This window comes from Paenirhizobium daejeonense (assembly GCF_014280875.1).
Classification (GTDB): domain Bacteria; phylum Pseudomonadota; class Alphaproteobacteria; order Rhizobiales; family Rhizobiaceae; genus Allorhizobium; species Allorhizobium daejeonense.
Genome location: NZ_JACLAL010000004.1, coordinates 361,342 through 379,377 on the forward strand (window position 1 = coordinate 361,342; position 18,036 = coordinate 379,377).

Here is an 18,036-nt window from a genome sequence, read left to right on the forward strand (position 1 = left end):
ACCTTAGCTGACGGTCTCGACGATTGCCGCGCGCAACTCGTCGAGACCGTGGCCCTTCTCGGATGACGTTGCGAGGACAAATGGGTAGGCGGCGGGCCGCTTTCGGATCTTTTCCAGTGTTTCCGCGACGAGCCGCGGCACGCCGGCTTCCTTGATCTTGTCGGTCTTGGTCAGCACGATCTGGTAGGAGACGGCGGCCTTGTCGAGCAGGTCGAGAACTTCCTCGTCATTCTTCTTGAGGCCGTGGCGGGCATCGATCAGCACGTAGACGCGCTTGAGCGTCGCACGACCGCGCAGATAATCGAAGACAAGCTTGGTCCATGCATCCACCTGCTCTTTCGGAGCCTGGGCATAGCCATAGCCGGGCATGTCGACCAGAGCCATCGGTGGTAGATCGCCCGCCTCGCCGGAATAACCGTCCGGAACAAAGTAGTTGAGTTCCTGGGTGCGGCCCGGCGTATTCGACGTGCGGGCGAGGCCCTTCTTACCCGTCAGCGCATTGATCAGCGACGACTTGCCGACATTCGAACGGCCGGCGAAGGCGACCTCGAACGGTCCTTCCGGCGGCAGGAATTTCATGGAAGGCACGCCGCGGATGAAGATCCACGGGCGACCGAACAGGGGCTGTTCGCCGGCTGGCATTTTGGATGTCATGGGCGTTGCCTCTCCTGATGCGTTGATCGGACCGTATACCCGCAAGGGGCTCATAAAAAAAGCCCCGGGGAAACCGGGGCTTTTCTGTCTTACTTGGTCTCGGCCGGTTTTCGTTTGAACAGGCCCTTGAGATTGTCGAAAAGTTCGACCTTGACGCCATGGCGCTTCATGATGATCGCCTGCTGCAGGATCGAAAGTGTGTTGTTCCAAGCCCAGTAGATGACCAAACCTGCTGGGAAGGTGCCGAGCATGAAGGTGAAGATCAGCGGCATCCAGTTGAACAGCATCGCCTGCGTCGGGTCCGGCGGCGTCGGGTTCATGCGCATCTGCAGGAACATCGTGATGCCCATGATGATCGGCCAGACGCCGAGATGCAGGAACGTCGGGGCCTCGAACGGCAAGAGGCCGAACAGGTTGACGAAGGTCGTCGGATCGGGAGCCGAAAGGTCCTGAATCCAGCCGAAGAACGGTGCGTGACGCATCTCGATGGTGACGTAGATCACTTTGTAGAGCGAGAAAAACACCGGGATCTGCAGGAGGACGGGCCAGCAGCCCGCCACCGGATTGATCTTCTCGGTACGATAAAGTTCCATCATCGCCTGCTGCAGGCCCATCTTGTCGTCGCCGAACTTGGCCTTCAGCTCTTCCATCTTCGGCTGCATGCGCTTCATGTTGGCCATGGAAGCATACTGCTTGCTGGCAAGCGGGAAGAAGAGAAGCTTGACCACAATGGTGGTCAGCAGGATCGCGATGCCGAAATTGCCGACGTGGCGATAGAAGAAGTCCATCAGCTTGAACATCGGCTTGGTGATGAAATAGAACCAGCCCCAGTCGATCATCAGGTCGAAATGCGGGATGGACAGGGTCTGCTTGTAGCTGTCGACGACCGGAACTTCCTTCGCACCGGCGAAAAGCAGCTGCTTCACGCTGGCGTTCTGGCCCGGAGCCACGGAAACGGCCGAGTTCTTGTAGTCGGCCTGGAAGCGCGGCTGTCCATCGGTGAAGTGCGAGAAGCGGGAATCGTAGCTCAGCGTCTGCTGTGGAACGAGTGCGGTCGCCCAGTATTTGTCGGTGATGCCGAGCCAACCGCCGGTTGCCGCCGCGTTGCTGACGGCTTCTTTCTCGATGCTCGAGTATTTATCTTCGGTCAGGCCGTTATCTGCGCCGATGACCCCGAGGAAACCTTCATGCAGAACATAGACGGAAGGCGTCGAGGGTTTGTTGTAGCGGGTGATGCGACCATACGGCGCTACGCTGGCGGTTGCGGTGCCTGCATTGCTGATCGTGTCCTCGACGGTGAACATATAATGTTCGTCGACAGAGATCTTGCGCAGGAAGGTCAGGCCGGCCTCGTTCGTGAAGGAAAGGGTGACCGGGGTCGACTGCGTGAGCTTGTCGCCCTCGGCCAGCGTCCAGACGGTCGCCGGTCCTGGAGCGGCACCTGCGCCTTCGCCGGCGATGTAGCCGAGTTCGGCGAAGTAGCCGTCCTTGGTGTCAGCCGGGTTGAAGAGGGTGATGATCGGGCTCGTCGGGTCGACGGTCTCGCGATATTCCTTGAGCTTCAGGTCATCAAACCGGGCGCCGGCAAGGTTGATCGAACCGGAAAGGGCGGGCGTGTCGATGACGACGCGGGCCGACTTGGCAAGGGCGGCATCACGGTCGACGCCGCTGGCCGCGGTTGCCGTGGTGCCCGGAAGCGTGCCGTTGACCGCACCGGGCGTGGAGGCGGCGGCGTTCTGGTCTGCGGCGGGGGCGGTCTTGGCCTGCTCCTCGATCCGGGCCTGCTCGGCCTTCCGCTGCGCCTCGATCCTCGGATTCATGATGAAGAACTGCCATCCGAAGACGATCAGCACGGACAGAGCAATCGCGATGATGTAATTGCGGTTGTTTTGCATCATTCTTTCCTGGAACCGGTCGCGGGGGACCGAGTGTTTCTTGGTCTGGCCTTGATCCTCTCGGCCAATTGCGCGGCAAGCTGCTGGAAGGGAGCGTCGAGAACGTCCCTCCGGGCGACAACCACATAGTCGTGTCCGGGCTGCATTGCAAACGCTGCGTTCAACCGCACGGCCTCCTTGAGGCGGCGGCGCATGCGATTCCGCTCGACGGCGTTTCCATGTTTCTTGGTGACGGTGAATCCGACGCGAGCGGGGGCGTCGGGTTCGTTGCGGTCCAGGACCTCGAGCAGAAATAGTCTGCCCTTGCGTTTATCACCCGCGCGAACCGCAAGGAACTGCGGCCGGCTCTTCAGCCGCCCGACAGCAATCTTGTCTTTGGGAGCAGTCATTTGCCCGGCTCTCTCAACGGGCCAGCCCGGCCTTAGGCCGAGAGACGCTTGCGACCGCGGGCGCGGCGAGCTGCGATGACCTTTCGGCCGCCGGTGGTGGCGATACGTGCACGGAAGCCGTGACGGCGCTTGCGGACAAGCTTGGACGGTTGGTAGGTACGCTTCATTTATTTAATACCGCGGTGTGCGGCCCTTCTTGGGTTTGCATTGCTGCAAGAGCGTTGGATTGAGCGCACGGCAGACACCCGTCGGTGCGGGCAGGTCGGGCCGAACGTGCGCGGCTTATAGGTGCGAACGGCGACAGAGTCAATTCCGGCGCCTGAAACCCGCGCATTTCCCGCCTTTGCCAGAAATTGCAATCATCCGTTAACTTTTCGGGCTGAGCTGGACGAAGCTGAAAATCTTGATTTTGGTCAATACTTGCCCGGAATTGCCGGAACGATGAATGAAACGTCGGCCTTGATACCTTATTTGACATGAAGTGATTGCCGGGGCGGTCCGAAACTGGAAATTCTCCTGCCGCAACAGTTCGTTAACGAGCGTCTTCTACTTTAGTAAAATTGTAGGGGTCTTCTTCGACGCCCTCGTGAGGTAACCAGGGAGACGGGTTCGTGAAGATTAGTGGCAAGGTTTATTCGTTAGTTGGTATTCTGGGACTTTCAGCCATCGTGATCGCTGCGATGGGCATGTTCGTGACCATTCAGTACGGCGCGAAGTCCTATGAACTCAATACCGTATCGGACCGCGCCTATCTCGGCGAGCGTCTGAACCGCATGGTCACTGCCGTTGTAATGGAGGCACGCGGCATCTATGCGGCGCCAAACAGCGAAAAGGCTGCATCCTTCGCGAAGGGCTTGCTGAAGAATCTCGATGAAATGGACAAGGTACTTGCCGATTGGCAGCCGATGGTGCCTCCGGCGCAGAAGGCCACCTTCGATGCGATGGTTGCCCGCGCGAAGGAATTTCGTTCCTTCCGTGCGGAAACTGCCCGCCTTGGCACGGATGTCTCGCCGGTGGCGGCTAACGAACAGGGTAACAATGAGGCGAACCGCGCCAACCGAAAGGCTTTCCAGGCGGAGATCGATGCCGTGGTTGACGCCGACAAAGCCGAGCTTCATGCTCTGAGCGGTTCGCTTGCGTCCTTCCAGCAACTGATGCTCATTCTGATTTCGGGCGTCACAGTCGTTGCCGTTGCCGTAGGCTCCGGATTCGGCATCCATATCGGCGTCAATCATCTGAGCCGTCCGATCCGCAATGTCACCGCTGCCATGAAGAGGGTGGCCGACGGCGACTTCTCCACCGATGTGCCCTATAGCGGCCGTTCCGATGAGATCGGCGAGATGGCCGAGGCCGTCGAGGTGTTCAAGCAGAACGGCCTTGCCGTGCAGCGGCTGAATGCTCAGGAAGCCGCCATGCGGGCGAAGAGCGACGACCTGCAGTCGAGCATGTCCGTCGTGGTTGCCTCGGCTGCAGCCGGCGATTTCGGCAAGCGCATCGAGAAGGACTACCAGGACGCGAACCTCAACCAGTTCGCGGCCAATATCAACGATTTGCTTTCGTCGGTCGATACGGGTGTTTCCGAAACCCGCCGGGTTATTGCCAGCCTTTCGTCGGGCGATTTGACCCAGTCGATGCGCGGCGAGTTCCGCGGCGCCTTCGCCGAACTCAAGACCAACGTCAACAATACCTTCGATCGCCTGCGCCAGACAATGATGGAGGTGCGGACCAAGACGGATACGATCAACGGCAGCACGGACGAGTTGACCACCGCCACCAACGACCTTGCCAAGCGCACCGAGCAGCAGGCGGCTGCACTGGAGGAGACGTCGGCCGCGCTCGACCAGATCACCGTCGTTGTCCGCGGTTCCAGCGAGCGTGCCCAGGAAGCAAGCCGTATGGTTAGCGAAGCGAAGGAAAGTGCTGCCCAGTCCGCCGTCGTCGTCAGCAGTGCGGTCGAGGCAATGGGCCGCATCGAACAGGCCTCGCGCGAAATCAGCCAGATCATCAACGTGATCGACGAGATCGCCTTCCAGACCAACCTCCTGGCTCTGAACGCCGGTGTCGAGGCTGCCCGTGCGGGTGAAGCCGGCAAGGGCTTTGCGGTCGTCGCGCAGGAGGTGCGCGAGCTGGCGCAGCGGTCCGCGAACGCGGCAAAGGACATCAAGGCGCTCATCACCAAGTCTGGTGAGGAAGTTGCCGGTGGCGTGTCGCTGGTCCAGCGGACAGGTGAGGCTCTCTCCGAGATCGAAACACGCGTTCTGCAGATCAACGATCATATCCATTCGATTGCATCTGCCGCCAAGGAACAGTCGACCGGCCTCGCAGAGGTTGCCACCGCCATGAACCAGATGGACCAGGTGACCCAGCAGAACGCCGCCATGGTGGAGGAGACTTCTGCCGCCACCCATAAGCTCTCCGGCGAAGCCGATAGTCTCGTGGCGCTGATCGCCCAGTTCCGCACGGGCGAGGGATATGCTCAACAGTCTGCACCGGCGGCCGTAGTCCGCGCAGCGCAGCACAAGCCGGTTCCGTCGCCCGCCCGCCAGATGGTGGGATCGGTTGCCAAAGCCTTCGGTGGCGGTCGTGCGGCGACGGCCCGGGCCGTGGTGCAGGAGACCGAGAGCTGGGAAGAGTTCTAAGCGACACCCGCTCGCGATCACCCGCAAGATGGACCCCGGGCAATCATGCCCGGGGTTTTCGTTTGCCCGACATCAATAAGCAGTCGTCTTTCCGGGGTAGGCAATCGCGCAGTATTGGCGAAATCCCGCCCGCTCGGTTATGGTAGACATTCTGAATGAACGATATGGACCGATGCGCCGCGTGATGACGTAGCCCGGAGATCTGAGATGTTGGAGCACGAGGGAACTGAACCGGGCGCGGGAGGCGACATGATTGCTGCATCGCCGCGTTGGGTGCAGGGCCTTTCCGGCAAGCTTCTGTGGCTGACCATTGCTTTCGTCATGCTGGCGGAAGTGCTGATCTTCGTGCCCTCGGTGGCCAATATGCGGCTGCGCTGGCTACAGGATCGCCTCAATACGGCCGCTGCCGCCGCCGTCGTGATCGATGGCCTTCAACCGCTGGAACTGCCGCGCACTGTTCAGGATGACACGTTGATTGCCACTGGCACCAAGGCGATCGTGCTGCGAAAGGACGGTACCTCCCGCCTGCTGGTGGTGGACGATATGCCGCCGGAGGTCGATGCCAAATACGATCTTGCCGATGTGACGTCCCTACAATCGATAGGCGACGCGCTCTATACGCTCGCTCTTGGCGGTGACCGCATCGTGCGTGTCTATGGCCCCATCGGCGATAACGATACCATCGTGGAGATGGTGATGCAGGAAAAGAGCCTGCGCAGCGCGATGATTGCCTATGCCCGTAGCGTGTTCAAGGTTTCGTTGCTGATCTCCGTTTTCACCGCACTGCTGATGTATCTGGCTATCAACCGCATGATGATTCGCCCGGTAAGACGTCTTACGAGCAGTATGCAGGCCTTTGCCGAACAGCCGGAGGATCCCGCGCGCATATTGCAGCCCACACGGGGCAGCGATGAGATCGCCATCGCGGCACGCCATCTATCGATGATGCAGCAGCAGTTGCAGAAGACCCTGAAGCAGCAGAAGAACCTGGCCGATCTTGGTTTGGCGGTATCCAAGATCAATCACGACATGCGTAACATCCTCGCATCGGCGCAGCTGATGTCGGATCGGCTGGTCGATGTCGAGGATCCCATGGTGAAGAGCTTTGCCCCGAAGCTTCTGCGTACCATCGACCGCGCGGTCGGCTATACGACCGAAGTGCTGGCCTATGGGCAGGCTTCAGAAGCCGAGCCGCGCAGGCGGCGTTTTTGCCTTGCCGAACTCAGTCAGGAAGTCCGCGATATACTGGCGATCGATGCCGACAGCGGCATTGAATTCATCGATCTGGTGGGGACCGACATCGAGGTCGATGCCGACAGTGAACAACTGTTTCGCGTCATTCACAATATCTGCCGCAATGCGGTGCAGGCACTTTCCACTTACGGCGGCGATGTTCCGGGTGCTGTCCGTCGAATCACTTTGTCCGCCCAGCGCGTCGGCAGCGTCGTGGCGATTGCCATCGACGACACTGGTCCAGGCATGGCCCGCAAGGCTCGGGAAAACCTCTTCGCCGCGTTTCGCGGTTCGGCCCGCTCTGGCGGCACGGGCCTGGGGCTGGCCATTGCCCGTGAACTTGTGCTCGCGCATGGGGGTACCATCGCCCTTGTGGAAAAGCCGGGACCGGGCACGCTTTTCCGCATTGAAATTCCGGATCGCCCTGTGTCGCTTGACGATTGGCGTGCTCGGGCATGATCGGAAAAGCCTGAGATTTCAGAGGGTCGGCCGTCTTGTTACAGCAAAATGACTCTTTTTTCCGAAAGGTGCTTGCATTCCTCCGCGGCACCCTTTAGAGGATCGCCACACAGCCGGTGCACACCGGTTGGGGCAAGCACCCGTAGCTCAGCTGGATAGAGCACCAGACTACGAATCTGGGGGTCAGGAGTTCGAATCTCTTCGGGTGCGCCACTCTTCTTCAGAATATGACAAGCGTATTTGCGGTCTTCACGGGCCGCTTTTGCTTTTTGACGCTACTCCGGGTTTCGGTTGCGAATCCGGCGTCTATGCTGGTGCGATATTTCCCGATAGACTTTCGCATAATAGGTATGCGGTGAATGCATGTCAGCTCTGCGGTCGATGCGACTGAAGGATGATTGCGCCGGAAGCGGGGTCGCCGGTAAGCCTTTCGCCACCTGAATTGCTGGAAGGCAATCGGCAAAGCCCATTCATGAAGGACAAGAAATGTTGCGCGACCGGATCCGATACAAGCCCCTGCTTGACCGTGTGGTCAGTGCCGACCAGGCCGCCAGCCTTATAAAGGATGGCATGACGGTCGGCATGAGCGGCTTCACGCGCGCTGGCGAGGCCAAGGCTGTGCCGCTGGCGCTTGCCGAGCGTGCCCGCAGGGATCCCCTGAAGATCACGCTGATGACCGGCGCTTCGCTGGGCAACGATCTCGACAAGACACTTGCCGAAGCCCACGTGCTCGCTCGCCGTATTCCTTTCCAGTCCGATCCGGGTCTGCGCAAGGCGATCAACGCGGGCGAGGTCATGTTCATCGACCAGCACCTTTCAGAGACGGTCGAGCAGTTGCGCACCAACCAGATCAAGCCGGTCGATATCGCTGTCATCGAAGCGGTCGCAATCACCGAGCATGGCGGCATCGTCCCGACGACGTCCGTGGGTAACTCCGCAAGCTTTGCGATCCTTGCTGATAAGGTTATCGTGGAGCTCAACCTCTCCCAGCCGGTAACGCTTGAAGGGCTCCACGACATCTACATTCCGACCCGTCGTCCGGCGCGCATGCCGATCCCCGTGGTCACGCCGGAGGCCCGTGTCGGTCTCCCGTTCATTCCGATCCCGCCTGAAAAGATCGTCGCGATCGTTGTGTCGGAAAAGCATGACAGTTCCGCCACCATCCAGCCGCCGGATTCCGAAACCCGGGCGATCGCCAGCCACCTCACGGACTTCCTGCTGAACGAGGTGAAGCAGGGGCGCATGGGATATGAGTTGCAGCCGCTCCAGGCCGGCATCGGCACCATCGCAAACGCCGTGCTTCACGGCTTCATCGATACGCCTTTCCATGATCTGAAGATGTATTCGGAAGTTCTGCAGGATTCGACCTTCGAGTTGTTCGACGCCGGCAAGATGACCTTTGCGTCCGGCTCCTCGATCACGTTGTCGGCGGAAATGTACCAGAAGGTACTGCCGCGTCTTGCCGAATACAAACATCGCCTGATCCTGCGCCCGCAGGAAATCAGCAACCATCCGGAAGTCATTCGCCGCCTCGGCCTTATCTGTATCAACACCGCGCTGGAGTTCGACATTTACGGGAATGTCAACTCGACGCATGTCGGCGGAACGCACATGATGAACGGCATCGGCGGTTCGGGCGACTTTGCCCGCAACGGCTTCATGTCGATCTTCGTTACCAAGTCGGTCGCCAAGAATGGCGCCATCTCTTCGGTTGTGCCGATGGTGAGCCATGTCGATCATACTGAACATGACGTTGACGTTTTGGTAACAGAGGTCGGCCTCGCTGATTTGCGCGGTCTCGCACCTCGCGAGCGCGCGGCGGTCATCATCGCCAATTGCGTCGAACCCGCCTACCGCGATGCCCTGCAGGATTACTTCGACCGTGCCGTGAAACGCGGCGGCCATACGCCCCATCTTATCGAGGAGGCGCTGTCCTGGCATGTGAACCTGCGTGAGAAGGGCACCATGCGACCCGCCTGATGCGGGTCACACCGCGCAGTACGTTCCGTACAGGGCCGTAATGACGTTGCGTGCCGGTTCGCTCTCGATCCGGTACCAGATCGTCTGTCCATCCCGGCGTCCGGCAATGATCCTGTCGCGGCGCAGGAGCGCCAGATGTTGCGACACAGTCGAATCCCGGATGCCAAGAAATTCCGCGAGCTGTCCCACGGAGCGCTCGCCTTCCGCTAGTTGACAAAGGATAAGCAGTCGGTGGCGATTGGCGAGCGCTTTGAGCAATTCGCTAGCGTCATCGGCTGCAGCCTGCATTGTATTGGGGTCAATTTTCATTTTTGCGTATCTACGTTTGAATGAATACAATAACACGTGACCCACCCCGGCGATATGGGGTTCGAAATTGCGTGAAATTGCAAGACGTCCGGAGCGGGAAAGATCGCTTGTCCGCAATGTTTTGCCCCGACGCCCCGGAGATCGAACCGGTTGACGCCGCGATGGTTTGCCCGATGGCCAGCGAAAGGCCGAGGTAACTCGTCGGAGACGTCCTGGTAAACGCCGGCTCAGGGAAATGGGGCTAGTCACCGGTCGTGAAGCCCGATAAGACGAAAGCCGTTGCTTGCGTCTTGCGTTGGAGGGCTTCTGCCTTTGACATGCGCCGAACCTGATGCCGGAATGGGACCGGAATTCTTCCGCCGGCTTGGCAAAGTGACCCGCAGCCTTTTAATGCTGTCATTTGTTCTGCCCGCGCTGGCGACCTGCGCCGGCCGGCCCATCGGTGTCATGGAACCCGTTGGCAGGATGGGCGATGGCGCAACCCGCGTGGACCTCATCGCCGCGACGACCCGCGCGCCTACCGCCGACAAGGCGATACTTTTTACCGGCGAACGCGGCAGTGGCCTGATGATAGACGCTGTCACAATCTCCATTCCGCCCGAGAGCAAGCGCGAGGTCGGTCAGGTGCAGTGGCCGAAAAAGCTTCCTCCGAATCTCGACAAGGATTTCGCGACGGTTGCGGTCGAACCGATCGAGACGAAACAGGAAGCTTCCAAGTGGCTTGCGGGACACGTGCCGAAGAGCCGTCGCGTGCTGGTCTTCGTCCATGGTTTCAACAATCTCTACGAAGATGCGGTCTACCGCTTTGCCCAGATCGTTCACGATTCCAAGGCCGATGTAGTGCCGGTGGTGTTTACCTGGCCGTCACGCGGCTCCATTTTCGACTATGCCTATGACAAGGAAAGCACTAACTACTCCCGCGATGCGCTGGAGGATTTGCTGACCCAGATCTCTCGCAATCCGGCGGTGGGCGAAGTGACCGTCATGGCCCATTCCATGGGCACCTGGCTTGCGGTGGAATCCCTTCGTCAGATGGCGATCCGCAACGGCCGTATCGATCCGAAAATCAGCAACGTCATTCTGGCCGCGCCCGATCTGGATGTGGATGTTTTCGCCCAGCAATATCGCAGCCTTGGCAGCAAGCCGCCGCATTTCACACTCTTCGTTTCGCGTGACGACCGCGCCCTCACGCTTTCGAAGCGCATTTCCGGTAATGTTGAGCGTCTCGGCCGCATCGATCCCTCTGTCGAGCCCTATCGCAGTGAATTGGAAAAGGCTGGCATTACCGTGCTGGATCTGACCAAGCTGAAATCCGGCGACAGGCTCAATCACGGCAAGTTTGCAGAAAGCCCGGAAGTCGTGCGCCTCATCGGTGATCGTCTCATCGCCGGCCAGGCGGTGACGGAATCCAGCATCGGCCTTGGCGAAAGCCTGGGTGCGGTGGCAATCGGCGCAACGAGCACCGTCGGGCAGGCGGCAAGCTCGGTGATATCGGCTCCGATCGCGATCTTCGATCCGCGCACCCGGCGGAACTACGGCCAGCAATTGTTGCTTCTAGGCGATTCCGCTGGCAATACTATTGGAGCCGTCGGCGACAGTTTGGGAACGGGCGCGAAGTGAACTCTCATCGCCTTGCGGAATGAAAACGAAAGAGCGGCTTGCCGTAATCGGCAAGCGCGCCGTCTCCGACCAACTGTTTGGCAAGAACACCGTCCCGCGGTGCAAGAACGGGACGCAGCAGCATCTCGACCTGCAGATAGCCGATGATCTCGCCGCTACGAACCAGGCGCGGCAACTCGGCCGGTTGCCGGGGGTCGGGATTCGTTGACCGAAAGATCCCTATGAAAGGCGCCGGGATTTCGATGCTCTGTTGAGCTGGAACGGGTTCTTCATGTCGGACGGGGCCGATTTCGCTGATCCGTCCGTTGCTGACCAGGATATGCCGTGTGTCGTCCTCATATTCGAATTCGGCGATGCCGTATTGTTCTACCAGTCTGAGCACTGACTGCAGCCACGCATCGCTCATCGGTTCTGCCTCCCTAAGCCCTCGGCGAGCAGGCGCTCGAGGTGATGAATATCGAAGCCGCCCGCGACGATGCCCGGTTCATCGAGAAGCGCCTGATGCAGCGGGATTGTCGTGTCCGGTCCCGTGATCACCGTTTCAGCCAGTGCGCGCCGCATGCGGGAAAGCGCGATCTCCCGTGTGGGACCATGGGCAATCAGCTTGGCGATCAGCGAATCGTAATGCGGTGGGATCGTGTAGCCGGGATAGAGGTGCGTATCCATCCGCACTCCGGGACCGCCCGCCGCGATGAAGCGGGATACCTGGCCGGGCGAAGGCATGAACGTGAAGGGGTGCTCGGCATTGATGCGGCATTCGATGGCATGGCCGGAGAAGAGCACGTCTTCCTGCATCACCTGAAGCGGCTCGCCCATCGCGATCTTCAATTGCTCTCGGACGATATCGAGGCCGGTAATTTCTTCCGTGACGGGATGCTCGACCTGAACCCGCGTATTCATTTCGATGAAATAGAAGCCGCCGTTCTCGTACAGGAACTCGAAGGTGCCAGCGCCGCGATAGCCGATTGCGATGCAGGCCTCGGCACAGCGCCTGCCGATCGCGTCGATAGCCTCGGCGTCGATCCCGGGAGGCGGAGCTTCCTCGATCAGTTTCTGGTGACGGCGCTGCGTTGAACAGTCGCGCGCGCCAAGGTGGATGGCATGACCATGCGCATCGGCCAGCACCTGGATCTCGACATGACGCGGAAATTCAAGGAAGCGCTCCAGATAGACTTCCGGGTTGCCGAAGGCGCGGCCGGCTTCCTCGCGAGCCATCTGTACTGCCGAAGCCAGCGCCGCGGGTTCGCGCACGATCCGCATGCCACGCCCGCCGCCGCCGCCCGATGCCTTGACGATCAGCGGATAGCCGACCTCGTCGCCAATGGCCGCAATCGCCGCCTGATCGTCGGGCAGTGCGCTGTCCGGACCGGGCACACAGGGAACACCGGCTGCGATCATCGCCCGCTTGGCGGACACTTTGTCGCCCATCATGCGGATCGCGGCTGCAGGTGGTCCCACAAAGGTTATTCCCGCGGATTCGACGATGGCGGCGAAGCGGGCGTTCTCGGAAAGAAAGCCGTAGCCGGGATGAATGGCCCCGGCGCCAGTCAGTTTCGCCGCAAGCAGAATCTCGTCGATGTCGAGATAGCTGCGGGCGGCCGGAGCCGGTCCGATGCAGAGCGCCTGATCGGCGAGCTGGACGTGGCGCAGATCCCGGTCGGCCTCGGAATGGATGGCGATGGTCCTGAGGCCGAGGTCGCGGCAGGCTCTGAGAATGCGCAGGGCGATTTCCCCGCGATTGGCGATCAGGACGCTATCGAACATCGGGTCAGTCCGCGATCAGGGTGATGAGAGGTGTCCCTGCGGTCACCGGCTGGCCGTCCTCGACGAGGATATGGCCGATGCGGCCGGCAAGCGGAGCCTCCACCGGGTTCAGCATCTTCATCGCTTCGATCAGCGCCAGCGTCTGGCCTTCCTTTATGATATCGCCTTCCTTGGCGTAAGGCTCGGCGCCAGGTGCCGGCGCGCGGTAGAAGGTGCCGGGCAGACCTGCGACCACCACCTTCTCCACACTGTCTTCGACCTCCGGCAGGGCTAGAAGCGAGGCTATTTCGGCGGCGGCCATTGCTTCCGGCGATTCGCTCCGCACGTTGGCTGGGATGACGGAGCCACCACCGGCTCGGCCTGCGGTCTTGGACAGGCGGATGCGCGTGCCGTTTTCTGAGAGTTCAAGCTCGTTCAGCGACGAATCCTGCAGCATTTCCATAAGTTTCGCGATTGTGGCCAGATCCATGCGATGTCCTCAGTGCAGGAAGTTGCGGATGGTGATACCGGCGCCTTCCAGCCCGGCGCGCACCTTTGCTGCAATGCCAACGGCAGATGGCGTGTCGCTGTGCACGCAGATCGAATCGATCGGTGTCACGATGGAGCGTCCGGTGATCGTTTCGATCGCGCCGTTCTTCACCATGCGCGCCACCCGTTCGGCGGCCGCTGCCGCATCGTGGATGACCGCGCCCGGCTTGCTGCGATGAACGAGGAAGCCTTCATCCGTGTAGGCCCTGTCTGCGAAGATCTCGGACCGGCAGGAAAGCCCCATTTCCCGCGCCAGTCGCTCCTGATGGCCGAGCGCGATGGTAAGGCAGACGAGCTTCGGATCCACCGCCTTGATTGCGTTGTTGACGGCCTGCGCCACGCTCTCGTCCTGCTGCGTCAGGTTGCCGAGCGCGCCATGGGCTTTCACATGGGTGATCGGATGGCCGGCATAGGTCGCCAGAGCCTGCGCCGCGCCGATCTGATAGGCGACGAGCCGCTCTATCTCCCCGGCAGAAAAGGGAATGTTACGCCGCCCGAAACCCCAGAGATCGGGAAATCCGGGATGGGCACCCACCGCCACGCCCTTTTCCTTGGCCAGCGAAAAAGTCTGCGCCATGATTTCGGGATCGCCCGCATGCAGTCCGCAGGCTATGCTGGTGGAACTGACAATCGACAGCATTGCCGCGTCGTCGCCCATCCTGTAGGCGCCGAAGCCTTCGCCCATGTCCGAGTTGAGATCGACGCTGAGGCTCATGTCTTTGCTCCCATGTGTTCGGTCGGCTAATTCTAGAGCATAATCCGATAGGAGTGAAACGAGGTTCGATAAGATTATGCTTAAAAAATAAGGTTTTAGAGCGCTGATACGAATTATGCGGATCAAAGCGCACTCTAAAGAGAGCTTCGGGGCGCAGACACCGGCGGCTGCGAAGAAATGCTTGGGGTCTCCAGGGGCTTCTGATATATCACATCCGGCGAGGTTATCATGAAAAGCACCATGAGCGAGAGCGACGGCTATCCGAGGGTGAGCGCGGAAGGCGCTGGCTCCCTGTTGTTCGATGTCGCCGGCGCGGTCTTCGATCAGTCGCGGCAGGAGCGCATCTGGACGCTGGCCGAGGCGCTGAAGGGACTTGCCGGCGTTCTCGAGACGGCGCCGGGCATGAACAACCTCATGGTCGTCTTCGATCCGTTGCGCCTCGATCCGGATGTGCTGCAGGCGAAGCTTCTTGCCGGCTGGGAAAAGGCTGAAGCCGGTCACTCTCGCGCGCGTTTGGTGGAGATTTCCGTCGTCTACGGCGGTCCGGGCGGCGCCGATCTCGCTGAAGTCGCAGAGGCCAAGGGGATGACGCCCCGGGCATTGGTCGAACTTCACGCTGCTCCGGTCTACTCCGTGGCCGCGGTGGGTGCCATGCCGGGCTTCGTCTATCTGTCAGGGCTCGATCCGAAGCTGGCGATATCGCGCCGGGCGGTGCCGTGCATGGGTGTTCCCGAGGGTTCGGTGATTATCGGCGGCGCGCAGGCCGGCATCATGCCGCTCACCGCGCCTTCCGGTTGGCACATTCTCGGCCACACGGATTTCCATCTTTTCGATCCGTCCCGAAGCCAGCCGGCTGCCCTTCGTCCTGGCGACAAGATCCGTTTTGTCCCGAAGGAGATCCTCGCATGATCGAGATCCTCACGACAGGTGCCGCCAACAGCGTGCAGGATCTCGGCCGGTTCGGCTATCTCGATGCTGGTGTTTCTCGCTCGGGCGCTATGGACGGGCCGGCGCTCGAAGCTGCCAACCTCATGCTGGGCAACGATCCCGATGCGCCGGGACTGGAGATTGCCGTCTTCCCGTTCCGCGTTCGCTTCGAAGCCGCGACGCTTGTTTCCGTGACCGGTGCGGATTGCCCGGTGACGCTCGGCGGCAGGAGCTATCCGTCGTGGTGGGTCCTGCAGGTCCGCTCCGGCGACGTGTTGGAACTGGGTTTGCCGCGTTCGGGCGCGCGCGCCTATATCGGCTTTTCCGGGGGGATCTCCGTGCCTGCCGTGCTCGGCTCCGCCTCCACCGACATCAAGAGCGGCTGGGGTGGCTTCGAGGGCAGGGGCCTTCGGCGGGGTGACCGGCTGGAACTTTCGCGCGGCCTCGCAGCGCTTGCAAACCTACCGGGCGGTTTCGGCATCGATCCGTCTGCCATGGGGCGTCACGACGGAGCCGGCAGACCTATCCGGGTCCTCGCCGGTGCCGAGCATGCGGTCTTCGATTCGGCTTCCCTCGAGGCTTTCGAGGCTACGCCATGGCGCGTAACCGACGAGGCCAATCGTCAGGGCTATCGCCTTGCGGGCGTCGAGCTGAAACTGACCCGAGGCCTGGAACTCTTTTCCCACGGCATTATGCCGGGCACGGTCCAGGTGCCGCCCTCGGGGCAGCCGATTATCCAGCTGGCGGAAGCCAATACCTGCGGCGGCTACCCCAAGATCGCCCATGTCATCGAAGCCGATCTTTGGCGTCTGGCGCAGGCGCCTGTCGGCAGCGATCTGCGCTTCGCCGTCGTCGGGCGGCATGATGCGGTCGAAGCCCTGAAACGCCAGCGAAGCGCTCTCGACCGGGTCGCGGCGTTCAGCGCGCTCGCTCGCAAGGAACCCTCTCACCGTGAAAACCTTGCCGGTCTCGCGGTGAAATAAACTGTTTGATTGATGGAGTAATCTCATGAGATGGAAACGGACCCTTCAGCTTCTCGACGTGCATGCGGAAGGGGAAATCGGCAAGGTGGCGATCGGCGGCGTGCCGAAGATCCCGGGTGATACGATCGCCGAGCAGCTGCACTGGATGAACAACGACCCCAAGGGTCAGGAGCTGCGCCGTATGCTCGTGCTCGAGCCGCGGGGTGCGCCGATCGGCTCCGTCAATCTGCTGCTGCCGGCCAAGAACCCGAAGGCCGATGCCGGTTTCATCATCCTTCAGCCCGATCAGGCCCATGCCAGCTCCGGCTCCAACTCGATCTGCGTCACCACCGCGCTGCTGGAAAGCGGTATCGTCGAGATGCAGGAACCCGAGACGGTTGTCATGCTGGATACGGCCGCCGGCCTCGTCCGTGCGACGGCCACCTGCCGCGACGGCCGCTGCGAGCGCGTCAAGCTCACCATGGTTCCTTCCTTCGTCCATGAACTCGACGTCGGTATCGATACCGAGCAGTGGGGGCGGATCACCTTCGACCTGAGCTATGGCGGCATTTTCTATGCGCTCGTCGATGTCGATCAGGTTGGCCTCACCATCGAAAAGGGCAACGCGCGTGCGCTGGTCGAGGCAGGCATGATCCTCAAGGAACAGATCAACCGCACAATTCCCGTCGTTCACCCGGAAATCCCGGCGATCTCCGGCGTCGCCTACGTGATGTTCAGGGATGTCGATCCTGACGGAGCCGTTCGCACCTGCACGACCATGTGGCCGGGCCGTGTGGATCGTTCGCCCTGCGGTACGGGCAATTCCGCCAATCTCGCGACGCTCTACGCCCGCGGCAAGGTGAAGGTGGGAGACATCCTGAAGTCCCGTTCGATCATCGGTTCTGAATTCGAGGTCGGGCTCGATTCCGTGACCGAAGTGGCTGGCCGAACAGCCGTAATCCCGACGATCAGCGGCCGCGGCTTCACCTTCGGATTGCATCAGGTTGCGCTCGATCCGTTTGATCCTTTCCCCGAAGGATTTGCGTTGACGGACGTCTGGGGGCCTTCGGCCGGCTCGATAGGCTAGGAAGAAGAGATTTGTTCTTCGAATGAAATTGGTAATAGATCGGTAGGTTTCTTGTCGTCACCTATCTTGCTATTGATGAAGTGCAGGGAATATGTAGGGCCCTCACCCGCGCGCAGCGTAAATTAGCAAGTATAGTAAGTGGAACACACAATTGACGACAGGATCCACCCTCCTGGCAGGCTCACAGAACTCGTATTCTTTGCGTGTGGGTCCGATTTTCTCGAGCCTGACAGTGGAAACTGAACGAGAATGGTTGTCTCGATGCCACACCAGAAATTTATACGCTGGTGAAAGTCTGGTCGATTACGAAGATCTCTCCAAGGATGTATTTCTGGTACAGAGTGGCGAGGTACGCGCAGTCTTGCGTTTCTCGGTGGGGAAGGAAGCTATTCTGGGGAGTTTTCGGCGCGGCGACCTGATGGGCGAGTTGTCGGCTATCGATGATCTCGCTCGTTCTGCTAGCCTGATGGCGGTCAGCGATGCGGTCGTCACTGTCATTCCTTATACCGTTTTTCATGACATACTGCGTGGTAGCGCCGGAGTGAGCCGGGCTCTGCTGCAACTGCTGTCGCGCCGTATTCGCGCGACAAACGAGCGTGTGTCGGAACTGTCTTTCCTCGATACCAAGCACAGGCTCTACAACGCCCTGCTGCGTCTATCCCGTTCACGCGGCGATGGCGGCACTGAGCGCATCATCTCGCCGCCGCTCGTGCACGCGGAGCTTGCTGAACATATTGGTTCGAGCCGCGAGACGGTTTCCCGCGAAATGTCACGTCTCATCCGTGAACAATTGATCGAGCGCACCAGCCGGGCAATCGTGTTGAGGAACCCTGTCGAACTCTCGAAGCGCATCTCGAAGGCGCTGGAGGGTTAAG

17 protein-coding genes and 1 tRNA gene are annotated in these 18,036 nt (G+C 60.6%); 9 read left to right on the forward strand and 9 right to left on the reverse strand.

Features of this window, described 5'->3' with window-relative positions:
* Positions 1 to 3 precede the first annotated feature (3 nt).
* From yihA to rpmH, 4 genes are all read right to left on the reverse strand, one after another.
* Positions 4 to 654 carry a ribosome biogenesis GTP-binding protein YihA/YsxC gene (gene yihA / locus H4I99_RS11610; protein ID WP_425314375.1) on the reverse strand — a complete coding sequence of 217 codons (651 nt, stop codon included), beginning with the start codon at positions 652 to 654 and terminating at the stop codon, positions 4 to 6.
* A gap of 89 nt (positions 655 to 743) precedes the next feature.
* Positions 744 to 2,549 (reverse strand): membrane protein insertase YidC, encoded by a 1,806-nt coding sequence (yidC, locus tag H4I99_RS11615; protein WP_163906053.1) that lies wholly within the window; start codon positions 2,547 to 2,549, stop codon positions 744 to 746.
* Complete coding sequence (gene rnpA / locus H4I99_RS11620) at positions 2,549 to 2,938, reverse strand: ribonuclease P protein component (RefSeq protein WP_163903160.1); 390 nt, start codon at positions 2,936 to 2,938, stop codon at positions 2,549 to 2,551. Before rnpA ends, yidC begins: the two co-directional genes overlap by 1 nt.
* A gap of 32 nt (positions 2,939 to 2,970) precedes the next feature.
* Positions 2,971 to 3,105, reverse strand: a complete 135-nt coding sequence (gene rpmH, locus H4I99_RS11625; protein WP_112827735.1) for a 50S ribosomal protein L34 — start codon at positions 3,103 to 3,105, stop codon at positions 2,971 to 2,973.
* Positions 3,106 to 3,549: 444 nt separating this feature from the next.
* On the opposite strand from rpmH, the gene H4I99_RS11630 reads away from it, so the two are divergent.
* The 4 genes from H4I99_RS11630 (at position 3,550) to scpC (ending at position 9,249) form a co-directional block, all read left to right on the forward strand.
* Positions 3,550 to 5,577 carry a methyl-accepting chemotaxis protein gene (locus H4I99_RS11630; RefSeq protein WP_163903162.1) on the forward strand — a complete coding sequence of 676 codons (2,028 nt, stop codon included), beginning with the start codon at positions 3,550 to 3,552 and terminating at the stop codon, positions 5,575 to 5,577.
* 249 nt (positions 5,578 to 5,826) lie between these two features.
* Complete coding sequence (locus H4I99_RS11635; RefSeq protein WP_244625061.1) at positions 5,827 to 7,269, forward strand: sensor histidine kinase; 1,443 nt, start codon at positions 5,827 to 5,829, stop codon at positions 7,267 to 7,269.
* 136 nt (positions 7,270 to 7,405) lie between these two features.
* Positions 7,406 to 7,482: transfer RNA gene (locus H4I99_RS11640), tRNA-Arg, on the forward strand.
* A 273-nt stretch (positions 7,483 to 7,755) separates the two neighbouring features.
* Entirely contained in the window at positions 7,756 to 9,249 is a 1,494-nt protein-coding gene (gene scpC, locus H4I99_RS11645; protein ID WP_163903166.1) for a succinyl-CoA:acetate CoA-transferase ScpC, read from the forward strand.
* Positions 9,250 to 9,255: 6 nt separating this feature from the next.
* On the opposite strand, the gene H4I99_RS11650 is transcribed toward scpC, so the two are convergent.
* Positions 9,256 to 9,558: an ArsR/SmtB family transcription factor gene (locus H4I99_RS11650; RefSeq protein WP_163903167.1), complete on the reverse strand. Its 303-nt coding sequence runs from the start codon at positions 9,556 to 9,558 to the stop codon at positions 9,256 to 9,258.
* Between the two features lie 390 nt (positions 9,559 to 9,948).
* Between H4I99_RS11650 and H4I99_RS11655 the strand changes: the two genes are divergently transcribed.
* Positions 9,949 to 11,178 carry an alpha/beta hydrolase gene (locus H4I99_RS11655; RefSeq protein ID WP_163903169.1) on the forward strand — a complete coding sequence of 410 codons (1,230 nt, stop codon included), beginning with the start codon at positions 9,949 to 9,951 and terminating at the stop codon, positions 11,176 to 11,178.
* 4 nt (positions 11,179 to 11,182) lie between these two features.
* Here the strand turns inward: H4I99_RS11655 and H4I99_RS11660 are convergent, their stop codons facing one another.
* Genes H4I99_RS11660 through H4I99_RS11675 form a run of 4 tightly spaced genes read right to left on the reverse strand, consistent with a single transcriptional unit; the run spans position 11,183 to position 14,185 of the window.
* The gene (locus H4I99_RS11660) at positions 11,183 to 11,584 is read right to left on the reverse strand and encodes a hypothetical protein (RefSeq protein WP_163903171.1); all 402 of its coding nucleotides are present in this window, start codon (positions 11,582 to 11,584) and stop codon (positions 11,183 to 11,185) included.
* Entirely contained in the window at positions 11,581 to 12,942 is a 1,362-nt protein-coding gene (accC, locus tag H4I99_RS11665; RefSeq protein WP_163903173.1) for an acetyl-CoA carboxylase biotin carboxylase subunit, read from the reverse strand. Before accC ends, H4I99_RS11660 begins: the two co-directional genes overlap by 4 nt.
* A gap of 4 nt (positions 12,943 to 12,946) precedes the next feature.
* Positions 12,947 to 13,411: an acetyl-CoA carboxylase biotin carboxyl carrier protein gene (gene accB / locus H4I99_RS11670; protein ID WP_163903175.1), complete on the reverse strand. Its 465-nt coding sequence runs from the start codon at positions 13,409 to 13,411 to the stop codon at positions 12,947 to 12,949.
* A 9-nt stretch (positions 13,412 to 13,420) separates the two neighbouring features.
* Entirely contained in the window at positions 13,421 to 14,185 is a 765-nt protein-coding gene (locus H4I99_RS11675; RefSeq protein ID WP_163903177.1) for a LamB/YcsF family protein, read from the reverse strand.
* Positions 14,186 to 14,425: 240 nt separating this feature from the next.
* Between H4I99_RS11675 and pxpB the strand changes: the two genes are divergently transcribed.
* From pxpB to H4I99_RS11695, 4 genes are all read left to right on the forward strand, one after another.
* Positions 14,426 to 15,094, forward strand: coding sequence for a 5-oxoprolinase subunit PxpB (pxpB, locus tag H4I99_RS11680; protein WP_163903179.1), 669 nt, complete (start codon positions 14,426 to 14,428; stop codon positions 15,092 to 15,094).
* Positions 15,091 to 16,095: a 5-oxoprolinase subunit C family protein gene (locus tag H4I99_RS11685; protein ID WP_163903181.1), complete on the forward strand. Its 1,005-nt coding sequence runs from the start codon at positions 15,091 to 15,093 to the stop codon at positions 16,093 to 16,095. Before pxpB ends, H4I99_RS11685 begins: the two co-directional genes overlap by 4 nt.
* Positions 16,096 to 16,120: 25 nt before the next feature.
* Positions 16,121 to 17,161: a 4-hydroxyproline epimerase gene (locus tag H4I99_RS11690; protein ID WP_163903183.1), complete on the forward strand. Its 1,041-nt coding sequence runs from the start codon at positions 16,121 to 16,123 to the stop codon at positions 17,159 to 17,161.
* Between the two features lie 151 nt (positions 17,162 to 17,312).
* Entirely contained in the window at positions 17,313 to 18,035 is a 723-nt protein-coding gene (locus H4I99_RS11695; protein ID WP_163903185.1) for a Crp/Fnr family transcriptional regulator, read from the forward strand.
* Position 18,036 lies beyond the last annotated feature (1 nt).